The 20,296-nt window shown below is 62.2% G+C and carries 17 protein-coding genes and 2 pseudogenes; 16 read left to right on the top strand and 3 right to left on the bottom strand.

The window, feature by feature from the left end:
* The first annotated feature begins 141 nt into the window (after nucleotides 1-141).
* The gene (gene dapA / locus OEG82_RS17510; protein ID WP_267613674.1) at nucleotides 142-1,023 is read left to right on the top strand and encodes a 4-hydroxy-tetrahydrodipicolinate synthase; all 882 of its coding nucleotides are present in this window, start codon (nucleotides 142-144) and stop codon (nucleotides 1,021-1,023) included.
* Between the two features lie 2 nt (nucleotides 1,024-1,025).
* Complete coding sequence (gene smpB / locus OEG82_RS17505) at nucleotides 1,026-1,508, top strand: SsrA-binding protein SmpB (protein WP_267613673.1); 483 nt, start codon at nucleotides 1,026-1,028, stop codon at nucleotides 1,506-1,508.
* Between the two features lie 112 nt (nucleotides 1,509-1,620).
* Here smpB and OEG82_RS17500 read toward each other — a convergent pair whose 3' ends face one another.
* Nucleotides 1,621-2,211 (bottom strand): LabA-like NYN domain-containing protein, encoded by a 591-nt coding sequence (locus OEG82_RS17500; protein WP_267613672.1) that lies wholly within the window; start codon nucleotides 2,209-2,211, stop codon nucleotides 1,621-1,623.
* Between the two features lie 367 nt (nucleotides 2,212-2,578).
* On the opposite strand from OEG82_RS17500, the pseudogene rpoZ reads away from it, so the two are divergent.
* The 9 genes and pseudogenes from rpoZ to OEG82_RS17455 all read left to right on the top strand — a co-directional run.
* Nucleotides 2,579-2,968: pseudogene (gene rpoZ, locus OEG82_RS17495) on the top strand (DNA-directed RNA polymerase subunit omega); the annotation flags it as partial.
* A 143-nt stretch (nucleotides 2,969-3,111) separates the two neighbouring features.
* Nucleotides 3,112-5,352 carry a RelA/SpoT family protein gene (locus OEG82_RS17490; RefSeq protein WP_267613671.1) on the top strand — a complete coding sequence of 747 codons (2,241 nt, stop codon included), beginning with the start codon at nucleotides 3,112-3,114 and terminating at the stop codon, nucleotides 5,350-5,352.
* A gap of 200 nt (nucleotides 5,353-5,552) precedes the next feature.
* Nucleotides 5,553-6,164, top strand: coding sequence for a DUF2062 domain-containing protein (locus tag OEG82_RS17485; RefSeq protein WP_267613670.1), 612 nt, complete (start codon nucleotides 5,553-5,555; stop codon nucleotides 6,162-6,164).
* On the top strand, nucleotides 6,161-6,562 hold the full coding sequence (acpS, locus tag OEG82_RS17480) for a holo-ACP synthase (RefSeq protein WP_267613669.1): 402 nt from the start codon (nucleotides 6,161-6,163) through the stop codon (nucleotides 6,560-6,562). Before OEG82_RS17485 ends, acpS begins: the two co-directional genes overlap by 4 nt.
* A 185-nt stretch (nucleotides 6,563-6,747) precedes the next feature.
* Complete coding sequence (gene lepB / locus OEG82_RS17475; RefSeq protein ID WP_267613668.1) at nucleotides 6,748-7,494, top strand: signal peptidase I; 747 nt, start codon at nucleotides 6,748-6,750, stop codon at nucleotides 7,492-7,494.
* Nucleotides 7,491-8,216 carry a ribonuclease III gene (gene rnc, locus OEG82_RS17470; RefSeq protein WP_267613667.1) on the top strand — a complete coding sequence of 242 codons (726 nt, stop codon included), beginning with the start codon at nucleotides 7,491-7,493 and terminating at the stop codon, nucleotides 8,214-8,216. Before lepB ends, rnc begins: the two co-directional genes overlap by 4 nt.
* Nucleotides 8,209-9,156, top strand: a complete 948-nt coding sequence (era, locus tag OEG82_RS17465; RefSeq protein WP_267613666.1) for a GTPase Era — start codon at nucleotides 8,209-8,211, stop codon at nucleotides 9,154-9,156. Before rnc ends, era begins: the two co-directional genes overlap by 8 nt.
* 18 nt (nucleotides 9,157-9,174) lie before the next feature.
* Nucleotides 9,175-9,945: a DNA repair protein RecO gene (gene recO, locus OEG82_RS17460; protein ID WP_267613665.1), complete on the top strand. Its 771-nt coding sequence runs from the start codon at nucleotides 9,175-9,177 to the stop codon at nucleotides 9,943-9,945.
* Complete coding sequence (locus OEG82_RS17455; protein WP_267613664.1) at nucleotides 9,942-10,451, top strand: PaaI family thioesterase; 510 nt, start codon at nucleotides 9,942-9,944, stop codon at nucleotides 10,449-10,451. Before recO ends, OEG82_RS17455 begins: the two co-directional genes overlap by 4 nt.
* A 60-nt stretch (nucleotides 10,452-10,511) precedes the next feature.
* On the opposite strand, the gene OEG82_RS17450 is transcribed toward OEG82_RS17455, so the two are convergent.
* Nucleotides 10,512-11,747: an MFS transporter gene (locus tag OEG82_RS17450; protein ID WP_267613663.1), complete on the bottom strand. Its 1,236-nt coding sequence runs from the start codon at nucleotides 11,745-11,747 to the stop codon at nucleotides 10,512-10,514.
* Between the two features lie 199 nt (nucleotides 11,748-11,946).
* Here OEG82_RS17450 and OEG82_RS17445 point away from each other — a divergent pair, with 199 nt between their 5' ends.
* The 5 genes and pseudogenes from OEG82_RS17445 (at nucleotide 11,947) to nadC (ending at nucleotide 19,099) form a co-directional block, all read left to right on the top strand.
* Nucleotides 11,947-14,631, top strand: coding sequence for a DUF2339 domain-containing protein (locus OEG82_RS17445; protein WP_267613662.1), 2,685 nt, complete (start codon nucleotides 11,947-11,949; stop codon nucleotides 14,629-14,631).
* 73 nt (nucleotides 14,632-14,704) lie between these two features.
* On the top strand, nucleotides 14,705-15,355 hold the full coding sequence (locus tag OEG82_RS17440) for a hypothetical protein (protein WP_267613661.1): 651 nt from the start codon (nucleotides 14,705-14,707) through the stop codon (nucleotides 15,353-15,355).
* 150 nt (nucleotides 15,356-15,505) lie between these two features.
* Nucleotides 15,506-16,585 carry a quinolinate synthase NadA gene (nadA, locus tag OEG82_RS17435; RefSeq protein ID WP_267613660.1) on the top strand — a complete coding sequence of 360 codons (1,080 nt, stop codon included), beginning with the start codon at nucleotides 15,506-15,508 and terminating at the stop codon, nucleotides 16,583-16,585.
* Nucleotides 16,586-16,635: 50 nt separating this feature from the next.
* Complete coding sequence (locus tag OEG82_RS17430) at nucleotides 16,636-18,231, top strand: L-aspartate oxidase (protein WP_267613659.1); 1,596 nt, start codon at nucleotides 16,636-16,638, stop codon at nucleotides 18,229-18,231.
* A gap of 3 nt (nucleotides 18,232-18,234) precedes the next feature.
* Nucleotides 18,235-19,099 (top strand): annotated as a pseudogene (gene nadC, locus OEG82_RS17425) (carboxylating nicotinate-nucleotide diphosphorylase).
* Nucleotides 19,100-19,108: 9 nt separating this feature from the next.
* On the opposite strand, the gene OEG82_RS17420 reads toward nadC, so the two are convergent.
* On the bottom strand, nucleotides 19,109-20,080 hold the full coding sequence (locus OEG82_RS17420) for a hypothetical protein (RefSeq protein ID WP_267613658.1): 972 nt from the start codon (nucleotides 20,078-20,080) through the stop codon (nucleotides 19,109-19,111).
* Nucleotides 20,081-20,296: the final 216 nt, after the last annotated feature.

The following is a 20,296-nucleotide window of genomic DNA, read 5'->3' as shown; positions in this document are numbered from 1 at the left end:
GCTCCCGGGCGCGATTGCGGGCAAAAGCGCGTCTTGATGTCTCGCAAGGCTTTTCGGCGGCGTTGATTTCCTGTATCGGCTCAGGGGCAGATGATGAACCGCGTCCCTGAGGCGCGGAGCGACAGTTTTTTGGAGATCAGCATGTTCAAGGGTTCCATTCCGGCCCTCATTACCCCTTTCACCGAAAATGGCGCGGTGGATGAGGATGGCTTTGCGAGCCATGTCGAGCGGATGATCAAAGCCGGCAGCACCGGTGTCGTGCCCGTCGGCACCACCGGCGAATCTCCGACGCTGTCCCATGCCGAGCACAAGCGGGTTGTCGAGCTGTGCGTCGAGGTTACCGCGGGCCGGGTTCCGGTGATCGCCGGCGCCGGATCGAACAATACGACGGAATCCATCGAACTTGCCGTTCATGCCGAACATGCAGGCGCCGATGCCGTGCTGGTGGTGACGCCCTATTACAACAAGCCGACCCAGAAGGGGCTGTACCAGCACTTCAAGGCTGTGGCCGAGGCCACCAGGCTGCCGATCATCATCTACAACATTCCGCCACGCTCGGTCGTGGACATGTCGGTGGAGACGATGGCGGCGCTGAACCGTGATTTCGCCAATATCATCGGCGTCAAGGATGCCACCGGCAATCTGGCCCGGGTGCCCGAGCAGCGCATGGCCTGCGGCAAGGACTTCGTGCAGCTTTCGGGAGAAGACCCGACAGCGCTTGGATACAATGCGCATGGTGGCGTCGGCTGCATTTCGGTCACCGCCAATGTGGTGCCACAGCAATGCGCCGATTTCCAGGAAGCCACCCTCAAGGGCGATTACGCCACTGCGCTGACAATGCTCGACCGGTTGATGCCGCTGCACAAGGCGATCTTTGCCGAGCCCGGCGTTGCAGGGGTCAAATATTGCCTGGCCCGGATGGGTCTGATCAAGAATGTTGTCCGATCCCCGCTGACAAGGGTCGAGCCGGGGACCGCAGCCCTGCTTGATGCCGCGCTTGCTCAGGCGGGTGTGGCCGTCTGATCATGGCTCCGAAGAAAGAAGACAAGTCGCAATATGGCAAGATCGTCGCTGAGAACCGCAAGGCGCGGTTCAACTACGAGATTGTCGAAACGTTCGAGACAGGCCTGGTTCTTACCGGTACCGAAGTGAAATCACTTCGCGAAGGCAAGGCCAACATCGCTGACTCCTACGCCAATGAAGAGGGCGGGGAGATGTGGCTGATCAATTCCTATGTGCCGGAATATCTGCAGGCCAACCAGTTCAATCACGAGCCGCGGCGGCGGCGCAAGATCCTGGTCAAGGCCAGGGAAATCGGACGGCTGGCGCAGGCGGTGCAGCGCGACGGGATGACGCTGGTGCCGTTGAAAATCTATTTCAACGACAAGGGCATCGCCAAGCTGCAACTGGCGCTGGCCAAGGGCAAGAAGCTGCACGACAAGCGCCAGACCCAGAAGGAACGCGACTGGAACCGGGACAAGTCCCGGCTGTTGCGTGATCGCGGCTGAAGCCAAAGCTCAGTCACGGGACGCGTCGGCGCGGTCGCATTTTTCTCATGAATGAGCATCGAGGTAGCCCGGTGCCGGTTCAACCGGGGCGCCGGGCGTCCGACAGCATCGCTCAATCGTCGAATTCGTCGTCCTCTTCGTCTTCGGCCGGTGCTACAGGCCGCATCGGCCGTTCGGACGGGTCGCGGCCGATTTCGGATTTGAGGCTGCTCAGTTCGATGAAATAGTCGGCCTGGCGGCGCAGGTCATCGGCGATCATCGGCGGCTGCGAGGTCAGCGACGAGACCACGGTGACCTTGCGTCCCTTGCGCTGCAGCGCTTCGACCAGCGAGGTGAAGTCGCCGTCGCCCGAAAAGATGACCAGGTGATCGACCACGTCGGATTGCTCCATCGCGTCAATGGCCAGTTCGATGTCCATATTGCCCTTGATCTTGCGGCGTCCCATGGAATCGGTGAATTCCTTGGCGGGCTTGGTAACGACCTTGTATCCGTTGTAGTCCAGCCAGTCGATCAGCGGCCGGATCGAGGAATATTCCTGATCTTCGATCAGTGCGGTGTAATAATAGGCGCGCAGTAGATAGCCGCGTGACTGGAAGGCCTTGAGAAGTTTTCTGTAATCAATATCGAAGTTGAGGCTTTTCGATGCGGCATATAAATTTGCCCCGTCAATAAACAATGCAATCTTCTCTCTTGGATCAAACACTTCGATTCTTCCTTTCAAATAATTGCAATGAACGTTTTTTGGCCTCAACAGGCCGGTTCGGTAATTCTGGATTGATAATGTGGCGTCTGGTTGCTGTTCAATAACATCAGCCAAGATCCGCGGTCCTGTCGGCCTTGACCTTGGCTCTTCAGACAGGATAGCAAATGCTGCGCGACGTCACACATTTCAAGAGCCCTGGTGAACCGATTTTCCATCCGTACAACCCCCGGATGGGACACTTGTTCCATCACCGCTTGCCATTTCGCGCTTTTTAAACGATGACGATTGATCCAAAAGACTTGAATTAGCCACACAATGTGTTTATCGCAGGGCCAACCTCCCCATAGCAGTTTGTAAAGGACAGGCAATGGCCCGCGTCACAGTCGAAGATTGCATTGACAAAGTAGATAACCGTTTTGAACTGGTTCTCCTTGCCAGCCATCGAGCCCGCCAGATCTCGCAAGGCGGTCAGATCACGATCGACCGCGACAACGACAAGAACCCCGTCGTTGCCCTGCGCGAAATTGCGGATGAAACGCTGTCGCCCGGCGACCTCAAGGAAGACCTGATTCACTCGCTGCAGAAGCATGTTGAAGTTGACGAGCCGGAGCCCGATCCGTCCCACTTCATCCCGGCCGGCGATGCGACGGAAGAAGCCGCAGCCGAAGACGACCAGCCCGAAGCCGTTTCCTTCGGCACGATGTCGGAAGAAGACCTGCTTGCAGGCATCGAAGGGCTTGTGCCGCCGGAAAAAGCGACGACTATTAAGCGTCTGGTCGAAACCCCGCTGATTTGCTTCAGACTGGCGGGACTCGACCCTGAGGCCGATAGACAGCTGATGCTATACAATGCGCCGGTCGTTCGATTCGGCGCATTTTCTTGTTTTGGAGTGCCATTCCGATGATGCGTCAGTACGAGCTCGTGGAGCGCGTGCAAAAATACAAGCCGGACGCCAATGAGGCCCTGCTCAACAAGGCCTATGTCTATGCCATGCAGAAGCATGGCAAGCAGATGCGCGCCAGCGGCGATCCCTACATCTCCCACCCGCTGGAAGTTGCTGCGATCCTGACCGAAATGCGGCTTGATGAATCGACCATTGCGGTCGCTCTTTTGCATGACACCATAGAAGACACCTCCGCGACACGGGCCGAGATCGACGAGCTGTTTGGCGAGGACATCGGCAGGCTGGTCGAAGGGCTGACCAAGATCAAGAAGCTCGACCTGGTCACCAAGCGGGCCAAGCAGGCGGAAAACCTGAGAAAACTGCTGCTGGCCATTTCCGACGATGTCCGGGTGCTGCTGGTCAAGCTGGCCGACCGTTTGCACAATATGCGCACGCTCGACCACGTGCCGCCGGAAAAACGCGCCCGCATTGCCGAAGAGACCATGGATATCTATGCGCCGCTGGCCGGCCGCATGGGCATGCAGGACATGCGCGAGGAGCTTGAGGAACTCGCCTTCAAGAACATCAACAGTGAAGCCTATGACACCGTCACCGGCAAGCTGGCGGAACTGTCCAAGCGCAATCGCGATCTCATCCACACCATCGAGGATGATTTGTCGGCGCTGTTTCACGAGCAGGGCCTGACGGCCCAGGTCAAGGGGCGGCAGAAGAAGGCCTATTCCGTGTTCCGGAAGATGCAGTCGAAGTCGCTGTCGTTCGAGCAGCTCTCGGACGTGTTCGGCTTCCGCATCATCGTCGACACCGAGGCCGACTGCTACCGGGCGCTGGGCATCGTGCACATGCGCTGGTCGGTGGTGCCGGGACGATTCAAGGATTACATCTCGACGCCCAAACAGAATGACTACCGCTCGATTCACACCACAATCGTCGGGCCCTCGCGCCAGCGCGTCGAACTGCAGATCCGCACCCGGCTGATGCAGGACATTGCCGAACGGGGCGTGGCGGCCCACGCGCTCTACAAGGACGCCACAAACAGCGGCGATGCGGAATTGCTGTCCAAGGATTCGCGGGCCTATTCCTGGCTGCGCCAGACCATCGAGGCGCTCTCGGTCGGCGACAATCCCGAGGATTTTCTCGAGCATACCAAGCTTGAACTGTTTCAGGACCAGGTGTTCTGCTTTACGCCGAAGGGGCAGCTCATTGCGCTGCCGCGCGGGGCCACGCCGATCGATTTCGCCTATGCGGTGCACACCGACATCGGCGACACCTGTGTCGGCGCCAAGATCAACGGCCGGATCATGCCGCTGGTGACGCGGCTGGCCAATGGCGACGAGGTGGAAATCCTGCGTTCGGGCGTTCAGGTGCCTCCGCCGGCCTGGGAGGAAATCGTCGTCACCGGCAAGGCCCGCGCCGCAATCCGGCGCGCCACCAAGACCGCGGTGCGCAAGCAATATTCCGGCCTGGGCATGCGGATTCTCGAACGCACCTTCAACCGGGCCGGCAAGCCGCTGTCTCGGGAAAGCCTGAAGCCGGTGCTGCACCGGCTGGGCCACAAGGAAGTCGACGACATGCTGGCGGCCGTCGGCCGCGGCGAGCTGATCTCGGAAGATGTGATCCGCGCGGTCTATCCCAATCACCAGGAAACGCGGGTGTCACCGCGCAAGCCTGCGGATGAGGGCTGGTTCAACCTGCGCAGCGCCGCGGGGCTTATCTTCAAGCTGCCCGGCCTCAACAAGGCGCAAAAGCCTGCCAGGGTCTCCCGGCTGCATGGCGGCGATCCGGACATGGACGCCATGCCGATCCGCGGCATGGACGACAATGCGGTGGTGCGCTTCGGCCCCGGCGGCGCGGTTCCGGGCGACCGGATTGTCGGCATCCTTGAACCGGGCGCCGGAATCACCATCTATCCGATCCAGTCGCCGGGTCTGACCAAGTTCGATGACGAGCCGCACAGGTGGGTCGATATCCGCTGGGATATCGATGAGAACAACAAGAACCGGTTTCCCGCGCGCATTCTCGTCACCGCGATCAATGCGCCGGGAACGCTGGCCGATGTGGCGCAGATGATTGCGACCAGCGAAACCAATATCCAGAATCTGTCGATGGGCCGCGTGGCTGCGGATTTCACCGAGATGCTGATCGATCTGCAGGTCTGGGATCTCAAGCATCTCAACCAGCTGATCACCCAGCTCAAGGAACTGGGGTCGGTGTCGACGATCGAGCGAATCTACGAGTAGGGTGGGGCTGATCGGTCCGCAGCGCTGTGGACCGATCGCCTGGCTGCATCCGGACCGGGATCGCGGAGCGGGTCTTTACCAGTTCTTCGCTGTTGTCTGGCAAGCTCGGGACCAGAGATTGCGCATATGTGACTGTCGCAGCGAATTTTTGCTGCGCTGACTTAGGGTTGACACAAACCGAGCTATATACGGACACCCAGATGTTGTTTCGCCGTCGAAAACCAGAGGGACTTTTTGACCGGATGCGCACCGCGCTCTGGCCACGGAGGTCGTTTGGCCGGTCGTTTCAGTATTTCGCCAAGCGGGTGCTGCGACTGACCGCGACACCGCATGCGATTGCCGCCGGTGTGGCCGCCGGGGTTTTTGCGTCCTGGACACCGTTGCTGGGGTTTCATTTCATCCTGGCCTTTGCGCTGTCCTATGCGCTGGCCGGCAACATGATGGCCGCGGCAATCGGAACCGGTTTCGGCAACCCGCTGTCCTTTCCCTTCATCTGGGCGCTGACGCTCAAGATCGGCAATCTGCTGATCGGTATCGACACCGGCGCACACCACAAGCAGGTTGATCTGCAGGCGCTGCTGCGCCACCTTGATGTCGGCCAGTTGTGGGATCCGGTGATCAAGCCGATGCTGATCGGGGCGATTCCACCCGGGGTCATCACCGCCGTGGGCTTCTACATTCTGACCTATTGGGGCGTCCGGGTGTTCCAGACCCGCCGCAAATCCCGACTGGCGGCGCGCGCCAAGGCCCGGATCCGGGAAATGGCCGCAGCCCGCGCCGAAAGGTCGGCAGACCGGGCGAAACGCGCGTGATCATCGGGATCGGCAGCGATCTGATTGACATCAGACGGATTGAAAAGACCCTGGAGCGCCACGGCGAGCGCTTCACCAACCGGTGCTTTACCGAGGTGGAGCAGGCCAAATCCGATCGCAGGGCCATGCGTGCGGCGTCCTACGCCAAGCGCTTTGCGGCAAAGGAGGCCTGTTCGAAGGCGCTCGGGACCGGCCTGTCGCAGGGTGTCTTCTGGCGCGACATGGGCGTCGTCAATCTGCCCGGCGGCAAGCCGACAATGCGCTTGAGCGGGGGCGCGGCCAAGCGGCTGGAACAGATGACGCCGGCAGGCATGGTCTGCGCCATTCATTTGACAATAACCGATGATTATCCGCTGGCGCAGGCCTTTGTGATCATCGAGGCATTGCCGCAAGTCTGAGGGCAGGACGTCGCGGGGCAAGCCCGCCGCGTCCGGGATGCCGGGATCGGCGTCGAAGCCGCCGGAATGGCATCAATCCAGCCGGGAAACGACCCGGATGGCCGGACATCGGCGCGCGGTGTTGCCGCGAACGATGCAAACAGCTAGAGAAAGCGCATCTGCGCCACACCTGAGGAATTTTACGCGTGTCTGAAACAAAAAAAGACCAATCGGGCGGACTTTGGGAAAACGTCAAAGTGCTCGTCCAGGCGCTGCTGCTTGCCGTGATCATCCGCACCCTGTTTTTCCAGCCTTTCAGCATCCCGTCCGGATCGATGATGGAGACGCTGCTGGTCGGCGATTACCTGTTCGTGTCCAAATATTCCTACGGTTATTCAAAATATTCGGTGCCGTTCTCGCCCGACCTGTTTTCCGGACGGATCTGGAGCGATGAGCCCGAGCGCGGCGATGTCGCGGTCTTCCGGCTGCCGAGCAACACCAAGATCGACTATATCAAGCGGGTCATCGGGCTTCCGGGCGACCGCATCCAGGTCACCGACGGTGTCCTCTTCATCAATGGCGAGGCGGTCAAGCGCGAGCTGGAGGGCAGTTACGAGCCCGAAGGACGCTACAACCAGGGCGAAGAGGTGCCGGTCTACCGCGAGACCCTGCCCAATGGCGTGACCTACACCACGCTCGACCTCAATCCCAATTCGCCGGGCGACAACACCCGTGAATTCGTGGTGCCTGAAGGCCATTATTTCATGATGGGCGACAATCGCGACAATTCGCAGGACAGCCGATTCGAAGTCGGTTACGTGCCGCTTGAAAACTTCATCGGCCGGGCGACGGTGATCTTCTTCTCGATCGCCAATGATTCCTCGCCGCTGGAAGTGTGGAACTGGCCGAGCGATCTGCGGTTCGACCGGTTCTTCAAATCAGCACAGCGATGAAACGGGCGGCCAAAAAACAGGCGGAGGTTGTTGCACGGGTCCAGGACCGGATCGGCCATGTCTTTGCCAATCCGGTGCGGCTCGAACGGGCCCTGACCCATGCCAGCATGCGCAATCCCGCCGGCGGCAATTACGAGCGGCTCGAGTTTCTCGGTGACAGGGTGCTGGGCCTGTGCGTGGCGGAACTGCTGTTCAACCAGTTCAGCGAGGCCAGCGAAGGCGAGATGTCGGTGCGGCTCAACCAGCTGGTCAGCGCCCAGACCTGCGGCGAGGTTGCCGACGAGCTGGGATTGCACGAATTCATTCGCACCGGCGCGGATGTGAAGAAGATGACCGACAAGCGCATGGCCAATGTGCGCGCCGATGTGGTCGAATCGCTGATTGCGGCGATCTATCTCGATGCCGGTCTGGAGGCTGCGCGCAGCTTCATCCACAAGCACTGGAAGAGCCGTGCGCTGGCCGATGATGCGGCGCGGCGCGATGCCAAGACCGAATTGCAGGAATGGGCCCATGCCCGCTTCGGCGTGACGCCGGTCTACAAGGTCACAGACCGGTCGGGTCCCGACCATGATCCGGTCTTCAAAGTTGATGTGCAGGTTGACGGAACCCAGCCTGCCAGCGGCGAAAGCCGTTCCAAGCGGGCCGCAGAACAGGTTGCGGCGACCGCTCTCCTCGAACGTGAAGGCGTCTGGCAACCCGGCGCAGGAAAAGATGATGACTGATACACCTGAAACACCAGAGACGGACGCAGCTCCGTCTGAACCGCTTGGCCCGACCCGCTCGGGTTTCGTGGCCCTGATCGGCGCGCCCAATGCCGGCAAGTCGACCCTGATGAACCAGCTTGTCGGCGCCAAGGTCTCGATCGTGTCGCACAAGGTGCAGACGACAAGGGCCATTGTCCGCGGCATCGCCATTCACGACCGCACCCAGATCGTCTTCATCGACACGCCGGGCATTTTTACGCCCAAGCGGCGGCTTGACCGGGCGATGGTGTCATCGGCCTGGGGTGGGGCCAAGGATGGCGATCTGGTGCTGGTGATGATCGACGCCGAGCGCGGCATCAGGGGCGACGCCGAAGCGCTGCTCGATTCGCTTGCCGATGTCCGCCACAACAAGATCCTGGTGATCAACAAGATCGACCAGGTCAAGCGCGACACTTTGCTGGCGTTGACGGCGGCCTGCCACGAGAAGGCCAAGTTCGACCAGACCTTCATGATCTCCGCGCTCAACGGATCGGGCTGCAAGGACCTGCTCGACTATCTGGCCAAGACCCTGCCGGAAGGCCCTTGGTACTATCCGGAAGACCAGATTTCGGACCTGCCGATGCGTCAGCTCGCAGCCGAGATCACCCGCGAAAAACTCTATCTGCGGCTGCACCAGGAACTGCCCTACGCCTCCCATGTCGAGACCGAACGCTGGGAAGAGAAAAAGGATGGCTCCGTTCGCATCGAGCAGGTGATCTATGTCGAGCGCGACAGCCAGAAGAAGATCGTGCTTGGTCACAAGGGCGAGACCATCAAGGCCATCGGCCAGGCCGCGCGCAAGGAGATCGCCGAGATCCTCGAGCAGAAGACGCACCTGTTCCTGTTCGTCAAGGTGCGCAGCAACTGGGGCAACGACCCCGAGCGCTACCGCGAGATCGGACTTGAATTTCCGCACTGAGCGGTCAAAGTCACCCGCATGGAATGGCGCGACGAAGGAATCATCCTCGGTCTGAGGAAACATGGCGAGACCTCGGTCATCGCCGAGGTGATGACGCATGCCCATGGCCGGCATATGGGCATTGTGCGCGGCGGCCGCTCCAAGCGGCTGCAGCCGGTGCTGCAGCCCGGAAATTCGGTTGATCTGGTCTGGCGTGCGCGGCTCGACGAGCATCTGGGGCAATACCAGGTCGAACTGCTCAATGGCCGCGCCGGCCGGCTGATGGAAAGTGCGATCGGAGTGCACGGGGTCCAGGCCATGGCGGCGCTGCTGCGGCTGCTGCCCGAGCGCGATTCCCACGCCCGGCTGCATGATGCCTTCGCCATCATTCTCGACAGTCTCGACACGCCGGCACGAGCCGGCGCGCTCTATGTCCGCTTCGAGCTTGCCATTCTGGAGGATCTCGGCTTCGGGCTGGATCTGAGCGCCTGTGCGGCGACCGGGGTTCGTTCGGGGCTGATCTATGTGTCGCCGAAAACCGGCCGCGCGGTGTCTGCCGATGCCGGCGCGCCCCGGGCCGACCGGCTGCTGCCGTTGCCGGGCTTTCTCACCGACCGGTCGATGGCCTGCAGCGATGCCGGCATGCTGGGCCAGGCGTTGCGGCTGACCGGCTATTTTCTCGGCCGGCACGTGTTTGAGCCGCGCGGGGTCGAGCCGCCGATCAGCCGCGAGAGTTTCTGCACCGCGGCTTTGAAGGCGATGCGGCAGGCAGAGCCCGTTCTTTCCCCGATCCAGGAACCGATTGCATGACCGACAAAGCTTCCGCCCACGTCAATGGCCAGTTTACCGGTGTCGTGCCGCTCGATCTGGTGGCAAGGGAAGGCGGGTTGAGTGTGATGCAGGGCATTCTCGACGGCCGTCTGCCGGGTGCGGCGATGGCGAAGACACTGAATTTCTGGCTGAGCAAGGTCGAAGACGGGGCCATCGCCTTTACCGGCGCACCCAATCAGGACCATCTCAACCCGCTGGGCACGATCCATGGCGGCTGGGCCGCGACGATCATGGATTCAGCCCTTGCCTGCGCGGTGATGACAACGCTTGCGCCGGGGGAGGGATACACCACGGTGGAATTCAAGCTCAACCTGACCCGGCCGATCCTGCCCGGCATGGGCGAGCTGGTCTGCGAAGGCCGGGTGGTTCACCGCGGCCGGACGATTGCCACCTCGGAAGCCTATCTGCGCGACGGTTCCGGCAAGCTGCTGGCGCATGGCACCGAAACCTGCGCGATCTTTCCGATCGAAAAACTGATGCGCTGAGCGCACCAAGCGGCGCACACCGTTGACGACATGCTTGAAACCGCGCGGGAGACTCGAAGCCTATTCGGCCGGCGCCAGCACCGGGCGGTCGACCGCCTGTTCCTTGATCGGCCAATGCACGATGGCGGCAAAGATGCCCAGCGCCACGCCCAGCCACCAGACCGGGTTGTAGGAGCCGAAAATATCGTAGAGATAGCCGCCGAGCCAGACACCGAGGAACGAGCCGACCTGGTGGGAGAAGAACACCACGCCGCCGAGCATGCCCAGATGTCGGGTGCCGAACATGATCGCCACCAGCGCATTGGTGGGCGGTACGGTCGACAGCCACAGCAGGCCCATGACGATGGCAAAGATCACCACCGACGTGCCGGTCTGCGGCAGCAGCAGGAAGGCGGTGACGGCGATCGAGCGGCCGAGATAGATCCAGACCAGCGACATGGTCTTGGAATAGCGCTGGCCGATATAGCCCGAGGCCAGAGAGCCGATGATGTTGAAGAATCCGATCAGCGCCAGCGACAGCACCGCATAGGAGCTGTCGATGCCGATATCGCCCAGATAGGCCGGGAAATGGGCGGTGATGAAGGCCACCTGGAAGCCGCAGACGAAGAAGCCCGACACCAGCAGGACATAGCTCTTGTGCCCCAGCGCCTCGCGCAGGGCCTGACCGATCGACTGCTTGTACTGGACGTCCTTTTGCGACCCGGAACTGGAATTGCCGCGCAGCGGGATTGCCAGGAACGGGATGATGAACATCATCGCCGCCATCCAGACCAGCGCTTCCTGCCAGCCATAGGCGTCGATCAGGCCCTGGCTCAGCGGTGCAAAGACGAACATGCCGGCCGAGCCTGCGGCGGTGCCGATGCCAAAGGCCATCGAGCGGCGTTCGGGCGCGACATTGCGGGCAAAGGCAGCCAGCACGATGCCGAAAGAGGCCGAGGCGATGCCGAGCCCGACCAGCACGCCGCCGCCGATATAGAACCAGCCCGGGCTTGGCGCGACCGACATCATGAACAGCCCGCCGGAATAAAGCAGCGAGGACAGCGCCAGGACTTTCCAGGTTCCGAACTTGTCGGCAATGGCGCCGAAGAACGGCTGGCCGAGCCCCCAGAACAGGTTCTGGATCGCCATCGCCAGACCGAAGGTGGTGCGGTCCCAGCCGGTGTCGGCGAGCATGGGCAACTGGAAGAAGCCCATCGCCGAGCGCGGCCCGAAGGACAGCAGCGCGATGGCGCATCCGGCAGTGATGATCAGCCAGGGCAGCGCGGCGCTGGATGCGGCGGGGCGGGATGCGGACATGGGAACTCCTAGAGTGAGCCGCGACTTTAAAAGTTTTCCCGTATTCGACAAGTGCATTTGATTGAAGCGATCAATCAGCGATCTTGATGTTTGGCTGCCGTTAACCGCGAAGGCCGACGGTGATGCCCGGTCTGCAGACCATGGTTGTAGGCCGGGTCAGTCATGTATAGTCGGGGTCATTCTGTTTCGGGATTTCAGCATGTTCTCAATTTTCTGGTTCCTTGTTCTGATTGCGCTGGGCTTGTGGGTCCGGACCGTTGCGCTTGATCAGCGCAGGTTGAGCGCGGAACTGGCATCGCTGCGCCGTGATCTCGACCAGCTTCGATCCCGGGGACCGGCGGATGAGGGCGAGGGCGCAGGGGAAGAGACCGGCGCGCCGGAGGCGGTGGCTGACGATCCTGCCGCGGCGAGTGCCGAGACAGCCGAACCATCCGCCGGTTCGGCAACGGACCTGCCTGCGCCGGGTGAAGCCGCTGCAACCGCGTCACTGGAACCGGCCGTGCGCAAGAGCATGGATCTGGAGAGCCTGATCGGCGGCCGCTGGTCGGCGCTGCTGGGCGGTCTTGCCGTGGCCCTGGGTGTACTGTTCCTGGCGCGCTATTCGATCGAGGCCGGATTGCTGGGGCCACGGGCGCGGATAGCGATGGGTGCAGTGATGTCGGTGGCGCTGTTTGGCGCAGGGGAGATCATGCGCCGCCGCGACCGGCGGGACGCGCTTCCGTCGATGATGAGCGCGGATATCCCGGGCATTCTCACCGGCGCCGGGGCGATTGGCGCCTTTGGCACGATCTATGCGGCCTATGCGCTCTACGGCTTTGTCGGTCCGGTCATCGCCTTTGTCGGGCTGACCGTGCTGGGCATTGCCAGCCTGCTGTTGTCCGCAGTGCACGGGCCGAAACTCGCCGCGCTCGGACTGGTCGGGGCCTATGCCGCTCCGCTGCTGGTCTCGACGCAGGAGCCGAGCCCGGTGGCGTTTGCAGCCCATATCCTGGTGGTGACCGCCGCCGTGATGGGCGTCGCACGGATCCGCAATTGGCGCTGGCTGGCGAGCGGCGGCATCGCAGGCTCGACGATTCTCGCCATGCTGCTGTTGACGGTCGATACCGACACGGCGCGGATCACGCTCTCGGTCCTGATGATCGCCCTGTTTGGCGTTCATGTCGCAAGCCTTGTCGCCGGACGCGCCGAACGGCCGGCGCCGCTGCAGGACCGTCCGGCGGTTCGGCTTGCAATCGGGGCAACGCTTTGCGTCGTGCTGGTCGCGGTGCTGGGCACGCTCATCCGGGACGACCAGATGGTATTGCTGCTGCTGACATCGCTTCTTGCCGCGCTGCTGGTGGCCGCTGCCGGGATCTGGCCGGCAATGTCACCTGTCGCGCCGCTTGCAACGGTGCTGGTCGTGGTGGCGCTGTTGTCCCTGCAACTGGATTTCCCGGTTCTGGCCGGGATCACCTCGGGCCTTGATCTTCGCGACGGGGTAATGGCGGCCGATATTTCCGGCTTTGTGCGCAACAGCCTGCTGCTGGCGGTTCCGTCTTTCCTGCTGGCGGTGTTGCTGGGGCTGCGGGCGGCGGCCACGGCGCCGGCCATGGCCGGGCGCCTGGCGCTGGCCGCGATGAGCATAGCGGTGCTGACCATGACGGCGATCTACCTGTCGGTTGCTCCGTTTGAAACCCATATCGCCAGCGGGCTGGCGGCGCTGGCGCTGGCGGCGCTGATGGTTGGGCTGACCGAGACCTTCTGTCGTGCCCGGCCGGACGACTGGTCGGCGCCGGCGCCGGCATGGCTGGCCGTGGGTGCCGTGGCGCTTGCCGGGCTCGCGGTTGCCATCCTGCTCACGCGGCAATGGATGCCGGTCGGCTTTGCGGTGACGGCTGCCGGTGCTTGCCAGATCCATGGCAAACGGCCGGTCCCGGCGCTTGGCTGGCTTGCGGTGGCTCTGGCGATGCTGGCATCGGCCGGGCTCTATTTCAACGCGCCATTTGCCGCCGATGCCATCGGAACGACACCGCTGTTCAACCTGCTGATCGTGATCATCGCCCTGCCGGCGGCTTTGCTGGTCTGGGGCGGCCTGGCCTTGCGCCGATCCGGTGGGCGCCGGCCTGGCGAACTGGTCATCGCCTTCGGCCTGGCTCTGGCAGCCCTGTTCGTGGCGCTCGAACTGCGGCACTTCATTGCCGGTGGCGACATTGTCGGCGCGCCATTCGGCCTGATCGACATGGCGACCCAGTCGATGGCGGCCCTGGGCTTTTCCATCGGTCTTCAACTGGCCTCGCGCCGCAGCGATGCAGGGGTATTCCGGCTGGCCTCGCTTGGCGTCGGGGCCTTGGGAATACTGGCGATGGTGCTTGGCCTGGTCGTGGCCTTCAATCCCTTCTTCACCAACGCCGCGCTCGGCCAAGGACGGGTGTTCAATCTGCTGCTGCCCGGTTACCTGCTCCCCGGTCTGCTGGCCGGGCTGACCGGCTATCTGGCTTCGGCATCGCGGCCGAACTGGTACCGGATCGGCTATGGCGCGACCGGCGCGGTGTTGCTGTTCATCTATGTGTCGCTGATGGTCCGGCATGGCTTCCAGGGCGAGAAGGTCGGATTTTTCCGCACCACATCCGACGCTGAAATCTGGTCCTATTCGGTGGCGTGGTTGTTGATGGGCGGTTGCGTGCTGGCGCTGGGGCTGATCTTCCGCTCGGTGCCGCTGCGGGCGGCGTCGGCAGCGGTGATCCTGCTGACGGTCGCAAAGGTCTTTCTCATCGACATGTCGGCGCTGACCGGCGCCTTGCGGGCCTTCTCCTTCATCGGCCTGGGCCTGTCCTTGATGGTGATCGGCCGGTTCTACCAGCGGGTGCTGTTGCGCACCGGCAACCGGTCAGATCCAGGCGCCTGAAAACGGCCTTTGTTGACAGCGGTCCCGGCTGCGGGAATGCTTGCCGGGTTGTGATCTGGTGGGAGGCGAAGCCATGAAGCAGGGAATCTATGCGGGGGCGATGGCGATTGCGCTGATCCTGGGATCGATCTCAAATGCGAGTGCGGACGATTTTGACCCCGACCGGGGCACGTTCGATCCGGCGATACAATTTGTCATAACGCCTTATGGTTCAATTCTCGGCGACCCGGCGCAGGTGACCGATCTTTCCACCGACCGTATCGGCTTCACCTATTGCTCGACGGTTCCCGACAAGGACCGCGGGCTGTTGCTGATGGCCTCGGTGATGGTTCCGGCGCAGGACGGTGCCGATGGCGGCGGCCATGCGATGATGATGACGGTAGACCAGGCGCGCAATTTCATCGCCCATCTGCGCAAGGGGCGTGAGTGGGCCACGGTGGCGGCGGAGAACAAGGTCGGACTGTTTTCCAAGCCGATCGGCGATGTGATCGGGACTGAAGGCGAGGCGGAGCACCTGTCGATCATCTTCGTCTCCGACGCGCAGAGCAATGGCTCGGTGCGGATCGACCATGTGCTGGGTGGCGTCACCAAGGCCTTCGGCCTGGGCCTCAATCCGGCGCAGAAATATGCTGCGCAAGCCGGGTACGCGCTCGAAACAGCACTTGCCCAGACCCCGGATGCAGCACCGGCGGAAGACGCGGCAAAGAGCAAGCTTTTCGAGTGAGCCGGGGCTGACCGGGCATGATTGCCAGGCGTGGCTCGCTTGCAATCATGCCGGCAAAGGCCTATGTGAGTGGTTCCCCGGCATTGCCGGTTTCTTTTTGACCATAATTATGCTCAAATTGAGCATAATAGGATGACAGGAGGGTTTGCCATGACCCGGTTGCACACAGAAGCTGCCACCCAGACCGCACCACGGATCCAGAGTGCCGCGGAACGGTTCGGCGTAATGGATCGTCCGGAGCTGAAATACACCCCGGCGGTGGCGCGCGAGACGGCGCATCTGTATGAGCGCGTGCGCAATCACATTCCGGAAATCGAATGGCCGGTCTATGCGCCCTATGTGCATGCGATCAACCGGATCAAGAAGGAACGCGGTGCCGCGATACTGGCGCACAACTACCAGACGCCGGACATCTTTCACTGTGTTGCCGATATCGCTGGCGATTCGCTGCAGCTGGCGCGCGAGGCGTCGCTGGTCGATGAGCAGATCATCATCCAGTGCGGCGTGCATTTCATGGCTGAGACCTCGAAGCTCCTCAACATGGACAAGACCGTGCTGATCCCGGACGCCAAGGCCGGATGCTCGCTGTCGGATTCTATCACCGGGGCCGATGTGCGGCTGTTGAAGGAACGCTATCCCGGCGTGCCGGTGGTGACTTACGTCAACACCTCTGCCGATGTGAAGGCCGAGACCGATGTGTGCTGCACCTCGTCCAATGCCGTGGCGGTTTGCGAAAGCTTCGAATCCGACACGATCCTGTGCATTCCGGACGAATATCTGGCGATGAATGTCGCCAAGCAGACAAGCAAGAAGATCCTGACCTGGAAGGGCCATTGCGAAGTGCATGAGCGCTTCACCGCCGAAGAGCTGCTGGCCTACAAGGAAGCTGATCCGACCATCGAGATCATCGGCCATCCGGAATGCCACCCGGACGTGATCGCGGTGTGCGACTATTCCGGGTCGACCGCCGGCATGATCAATTATGTCAAGGATACGCGACCGCCGCGGGTGCTGCTGGTGACCGAATGCTCGATGGCATCCAATATCGAGAGCGAAGTCGAGGGTGTCGAATTCATCAAGCCGTGCAATCTGTGCCCGCACATGAAGCGGATCACGCTGCCCAAGATCCTCGACAGCCTGCTCTACATGACCGAGGAGGTCGTGGTCGATCCGGCCATTGCCGGCCGTGCCCGGCTGGCGGTCGAGCGGATGATCAATCTGAAGAACTGACGTCTGGGTGCCGCGCCGGAGTTCCGGTTGCCGCCAGCAAGGAGCCTGCCATGACGTCGACTGCCATTGCCATCCATCAGCCGCAAGCGGTCAAGCGGTCCGATGAGGTCGTCATCATCGGCGGGGGGCTTGCCGGCCTGTTCTGCGCGCTGAAACTGGCGCCCAAGGCGGTGACCGTGCTGGCCGCGGCCCCCATCGGCCGCGGCGCCTCGTCGGCCTGGGCGCAGGCCGGCATTGCCGCCGCCGTCGGACCCGGCGACACCATCGAAAGCCACGTCCATGACACCATCGTTGCCGGCGACGGCATTGTCGATGAGGCGGTCATCCGCGCCATGGCCACGGAAGCCTCGGAGCGGATCCTTGATCTGCTCGGCTATGGCGTGCCGTTCGACCGCGATCTTGAGGGCCATCTGGCCGTCAGCCGCGAGGCGGCGCATTCGGAAAGCCGCATTGTCCGGGTCAAGGGCGACATGGCCGGCCGCGCCATCATGGAGGCGCTGGTCGCCTCAGTGCGCAACACGCCGTCGATCAGGGTGCTGGAAGGCTATGTGGTCGAGGATCTGATCCTCGAGGACGGCCGGGTGACCGGCGTCGTCGCGCGTGACAAGGCCGGCAGCGGCGAAGAATTGCACCGGATCACCGGCTCGAATGTGGTGATGGCCACCGGCGGCATCGGCCACCTCTACGAGGTGACGACCAATCCGACCGAGGCGCGCGGCGGCGGCATCGGCATGGCGGCACGCGCCGGCGCCCGGCTGGCCGACATGGAATTCGTCCAGTTCCACCCCACCGCGATCAATGTCGGCAAGGACCCGGCGCCGCTTGCAACGGAAGCGCTGCGCGGCCATGGCGCGACGCTGCACAATTCCGCCGGCGAGCGTTTCATGCTGCCGCTGCACGCCGACGCCGAACTTGCGCCGCGCGATGTGGTGGCGCGGGGTATCTTTGCCGAGGTCAAGGCGGGCAGGGGCGCGTTTCTCGATTGCCGTACGGCAGTGGATGATTTCGCGGCGGAATTTCCCACCGTGTTCGGCTATTGCCAGGAAGCAGGCATCGATCCGGCCAGGGAGATGATCCCGGTGATCCCGGCAGCGCATTATTTCATGGGCGGGATCTGGACCGACATCAATGGCCGCTCGTCGCTGCCGGGCTTCTGGGCCTGCGGCGAGTGCACCTCGACCGGTGCACATGGCGCCAACCGGCTGGCCTCGAACTCGCTTCTGGAAGCGGTGGTGTTTTCCGCCCGCATCGCCGAAGCGCTGAAGGCCGAAATCAAGCCCGACGCGCCCGCCAACTGGCAGGACGGGTCGGTGACGACGACCGAATACATCACCGAAAACGACCACCCCAACATGGTGGCCTTGCGCCAGGTGATGAGCGCGCATCTGGGTGTGCTGCGTGACGGAGAAGGCATGCGCGAGGCGCTCGACAAGATCCTCGAGCTTGCCCGCAACAGCCATTCCGTCCGTTTCGACAATGTCATCACCACGGCCAAGCTGATCGCGGTCTGCGCGCTCAATCGCAGCGAAAGCCGAGGCGGGCATTTCCGCATCGATTACCCGGAGGAAGAGCTGGCCTGGAAACGGCGGACGCTGCTGACGCTCGGACAGGCCCATTCCATCATTCCCGACCTTCTGGAGAGCTGAGCCATGACCACCCCCTTCCTTCCCGAATTGCCGCAGCTGATGGTCGAGGACCAGGTGCGCGCAGCCCTGCTTGAAGATCTGGGCCGCGCCGGCGACATCACCACCAATGCCACGATCGGCCCGGACAGGCAGGCCACAGCCGAAATGAACAGCCGCGAGGCCGGCGTCATCTCCGGATTGCCGCTGGCTGCGGCCGCGTTCCGGCTGATCAATCCGGCGATTCGCTTCGAGGCACTGGTTGCCGACGGCGCGCGGGTCGAACCCGGCGCGCGGATCGCGCACATCTCCGGCCCGGCGCGCGGTTTGCTGTCGGCCGAGCGGGTGGCGCTCAATTACATGATGCATCTGTCGGGCATCGCCACCCACACGGCACGCTTTGCCGACGCCATCGCCCATACCAGCGCCAAGGTCACCTGCACGCGCAAGACCATTCCGGGACTGCGTGCGGTGGAAAAATACGCCGTGCGCTGCGGTGGCGGTTCCTCGCACCGCTATGGTCTTGATGACGCGATCCTGATCAAGGACAACCACATCGCCGTGGCCGGCGGCATCGAGCAGGCGCTGAAGGCGGCGAAGGCCTTTGCCGGCCATCTTGTCCGGGTCGAGATCGAGGTCGACACGCTCGACCAGCTCGAAACCGTGCTCAAGCATGGCGCTGATGCCTGCCTCCTGGACAATATGGGCCCCGACATGCTGGGCCAGGCGGTCGAGATGGCCCAGTGGCAGGATCACGCTGGAAGCGTCGGGCAATGTCGCGCTCGACACTATCCGGGCCATCGCCGAGACCGGCGTCGACTATATCTCGACTTCGAAGATCACCATGGCGGCCCCGACGCTGGACATCGGACTGGATATGACGATCGGCTAGAACCGACCTTTATTGCGGCCCGTAGAAAGAGCGCCACATACGGTCGGCCTTGGTGTTGATCCGCTTGCCATTCTCATCGAAAAGCATTTCATCCTGGAGAGCCTTTCCAACCGCTTCGCCGACAATAGACCCGCCGGCGCCTGCCGCGATGACACCTGCAATGGCAATCCATCCAACCGGTGTGCCGACCAGTGCGACGGCCACGGCAGTGGCTGCGGCAGCACCGACAAAACCTGACACCTCGTCAAGAAGAATGGTGGTTCGCTCATGGTTGGAGGAGGCGAGATGGATACTTGCGCCGGCCTCCGCCAGGGAGGCAACCTTGAGGATGACAAATCCAGATTTGGCAACCTTGGTGATACGGGTGGCCTGATCGGCCTGTTTCAGGATGGCTTGCGGTCGTATGGGCGCATTGGGGCGGATACGGAGGATCTGCCCGGGGCTTTTGCCCGGATTGATCAACTGATGAAGCGGTCCGATCTTGTAGGACACGTTCTTCACATTGACCGAGCGCCGGTAATTGTACTGATTGGTGGTGATCGTGCCGGATTCCTTCCGGTAGTATTCGAGTGCGATGTTGCGCATATCCGGAATGGCATTTTCAACCGATTTCCCGACAAACTCGACAAATCCCTGGCCCGCTTCCGCACCGGCCTTGTGAAAATCGATGCTGCTGAGAAAATCACGGGCTACGGGCCCAAGGCTTGAAAGCCCGCCGCTGACAACCGAGCAGGCCTGCACTATGGGAAGCTGGGTGGCCGGAAGCGCGGAGCCGGCGGCCATGTGCGAGGGGCCGAATTCGGGCAACATGATTACCTGGTTGGGGAAAATCATGTTGATGTTCTTGATGGTGGGATTGTTTTGCACAACGAGCGAGACAAGAGCCTCGCGGTCACGCTGAAACGCAGCATTTCCGTAATGATTACGCAAGATCACGTTCAACTGATCATTGCGTTTGACGGTGTAAAATGCGTATCCCATGACTGTGTCCCCCAACTACATGCCGGTATTTAACAACCGGAACGCCTACTCTTCAAGGGATTGCCGAAAACATCAGTATTCGCCGTTCAATGGTGTCTTGCTGCATGGGTGCGTTAGGACAGGCTGGACCCGGGGGCGGGGACCAGATGGAGTTGGCGCGCACGCACGGCTTGGTGCACCGGACATCGCGATGATAAGAACTCGCTCTTCGGCATC

It is taken from the genome of Hoeflea ulvae (assembly GCF_026619435.1).
GTDB classification, from domain to species: domain Bacteria; phylum Pseudomonadota; class Alphaproteobacteria; order Rhizobiales; family Rhizobiaceae; genus Hoeflea; species Hoeflea ulvae.
Note: the sequence above shows the minus strand (reverse complement) of the source record. Positions and strands in the feature narration are given on the sequence as shown.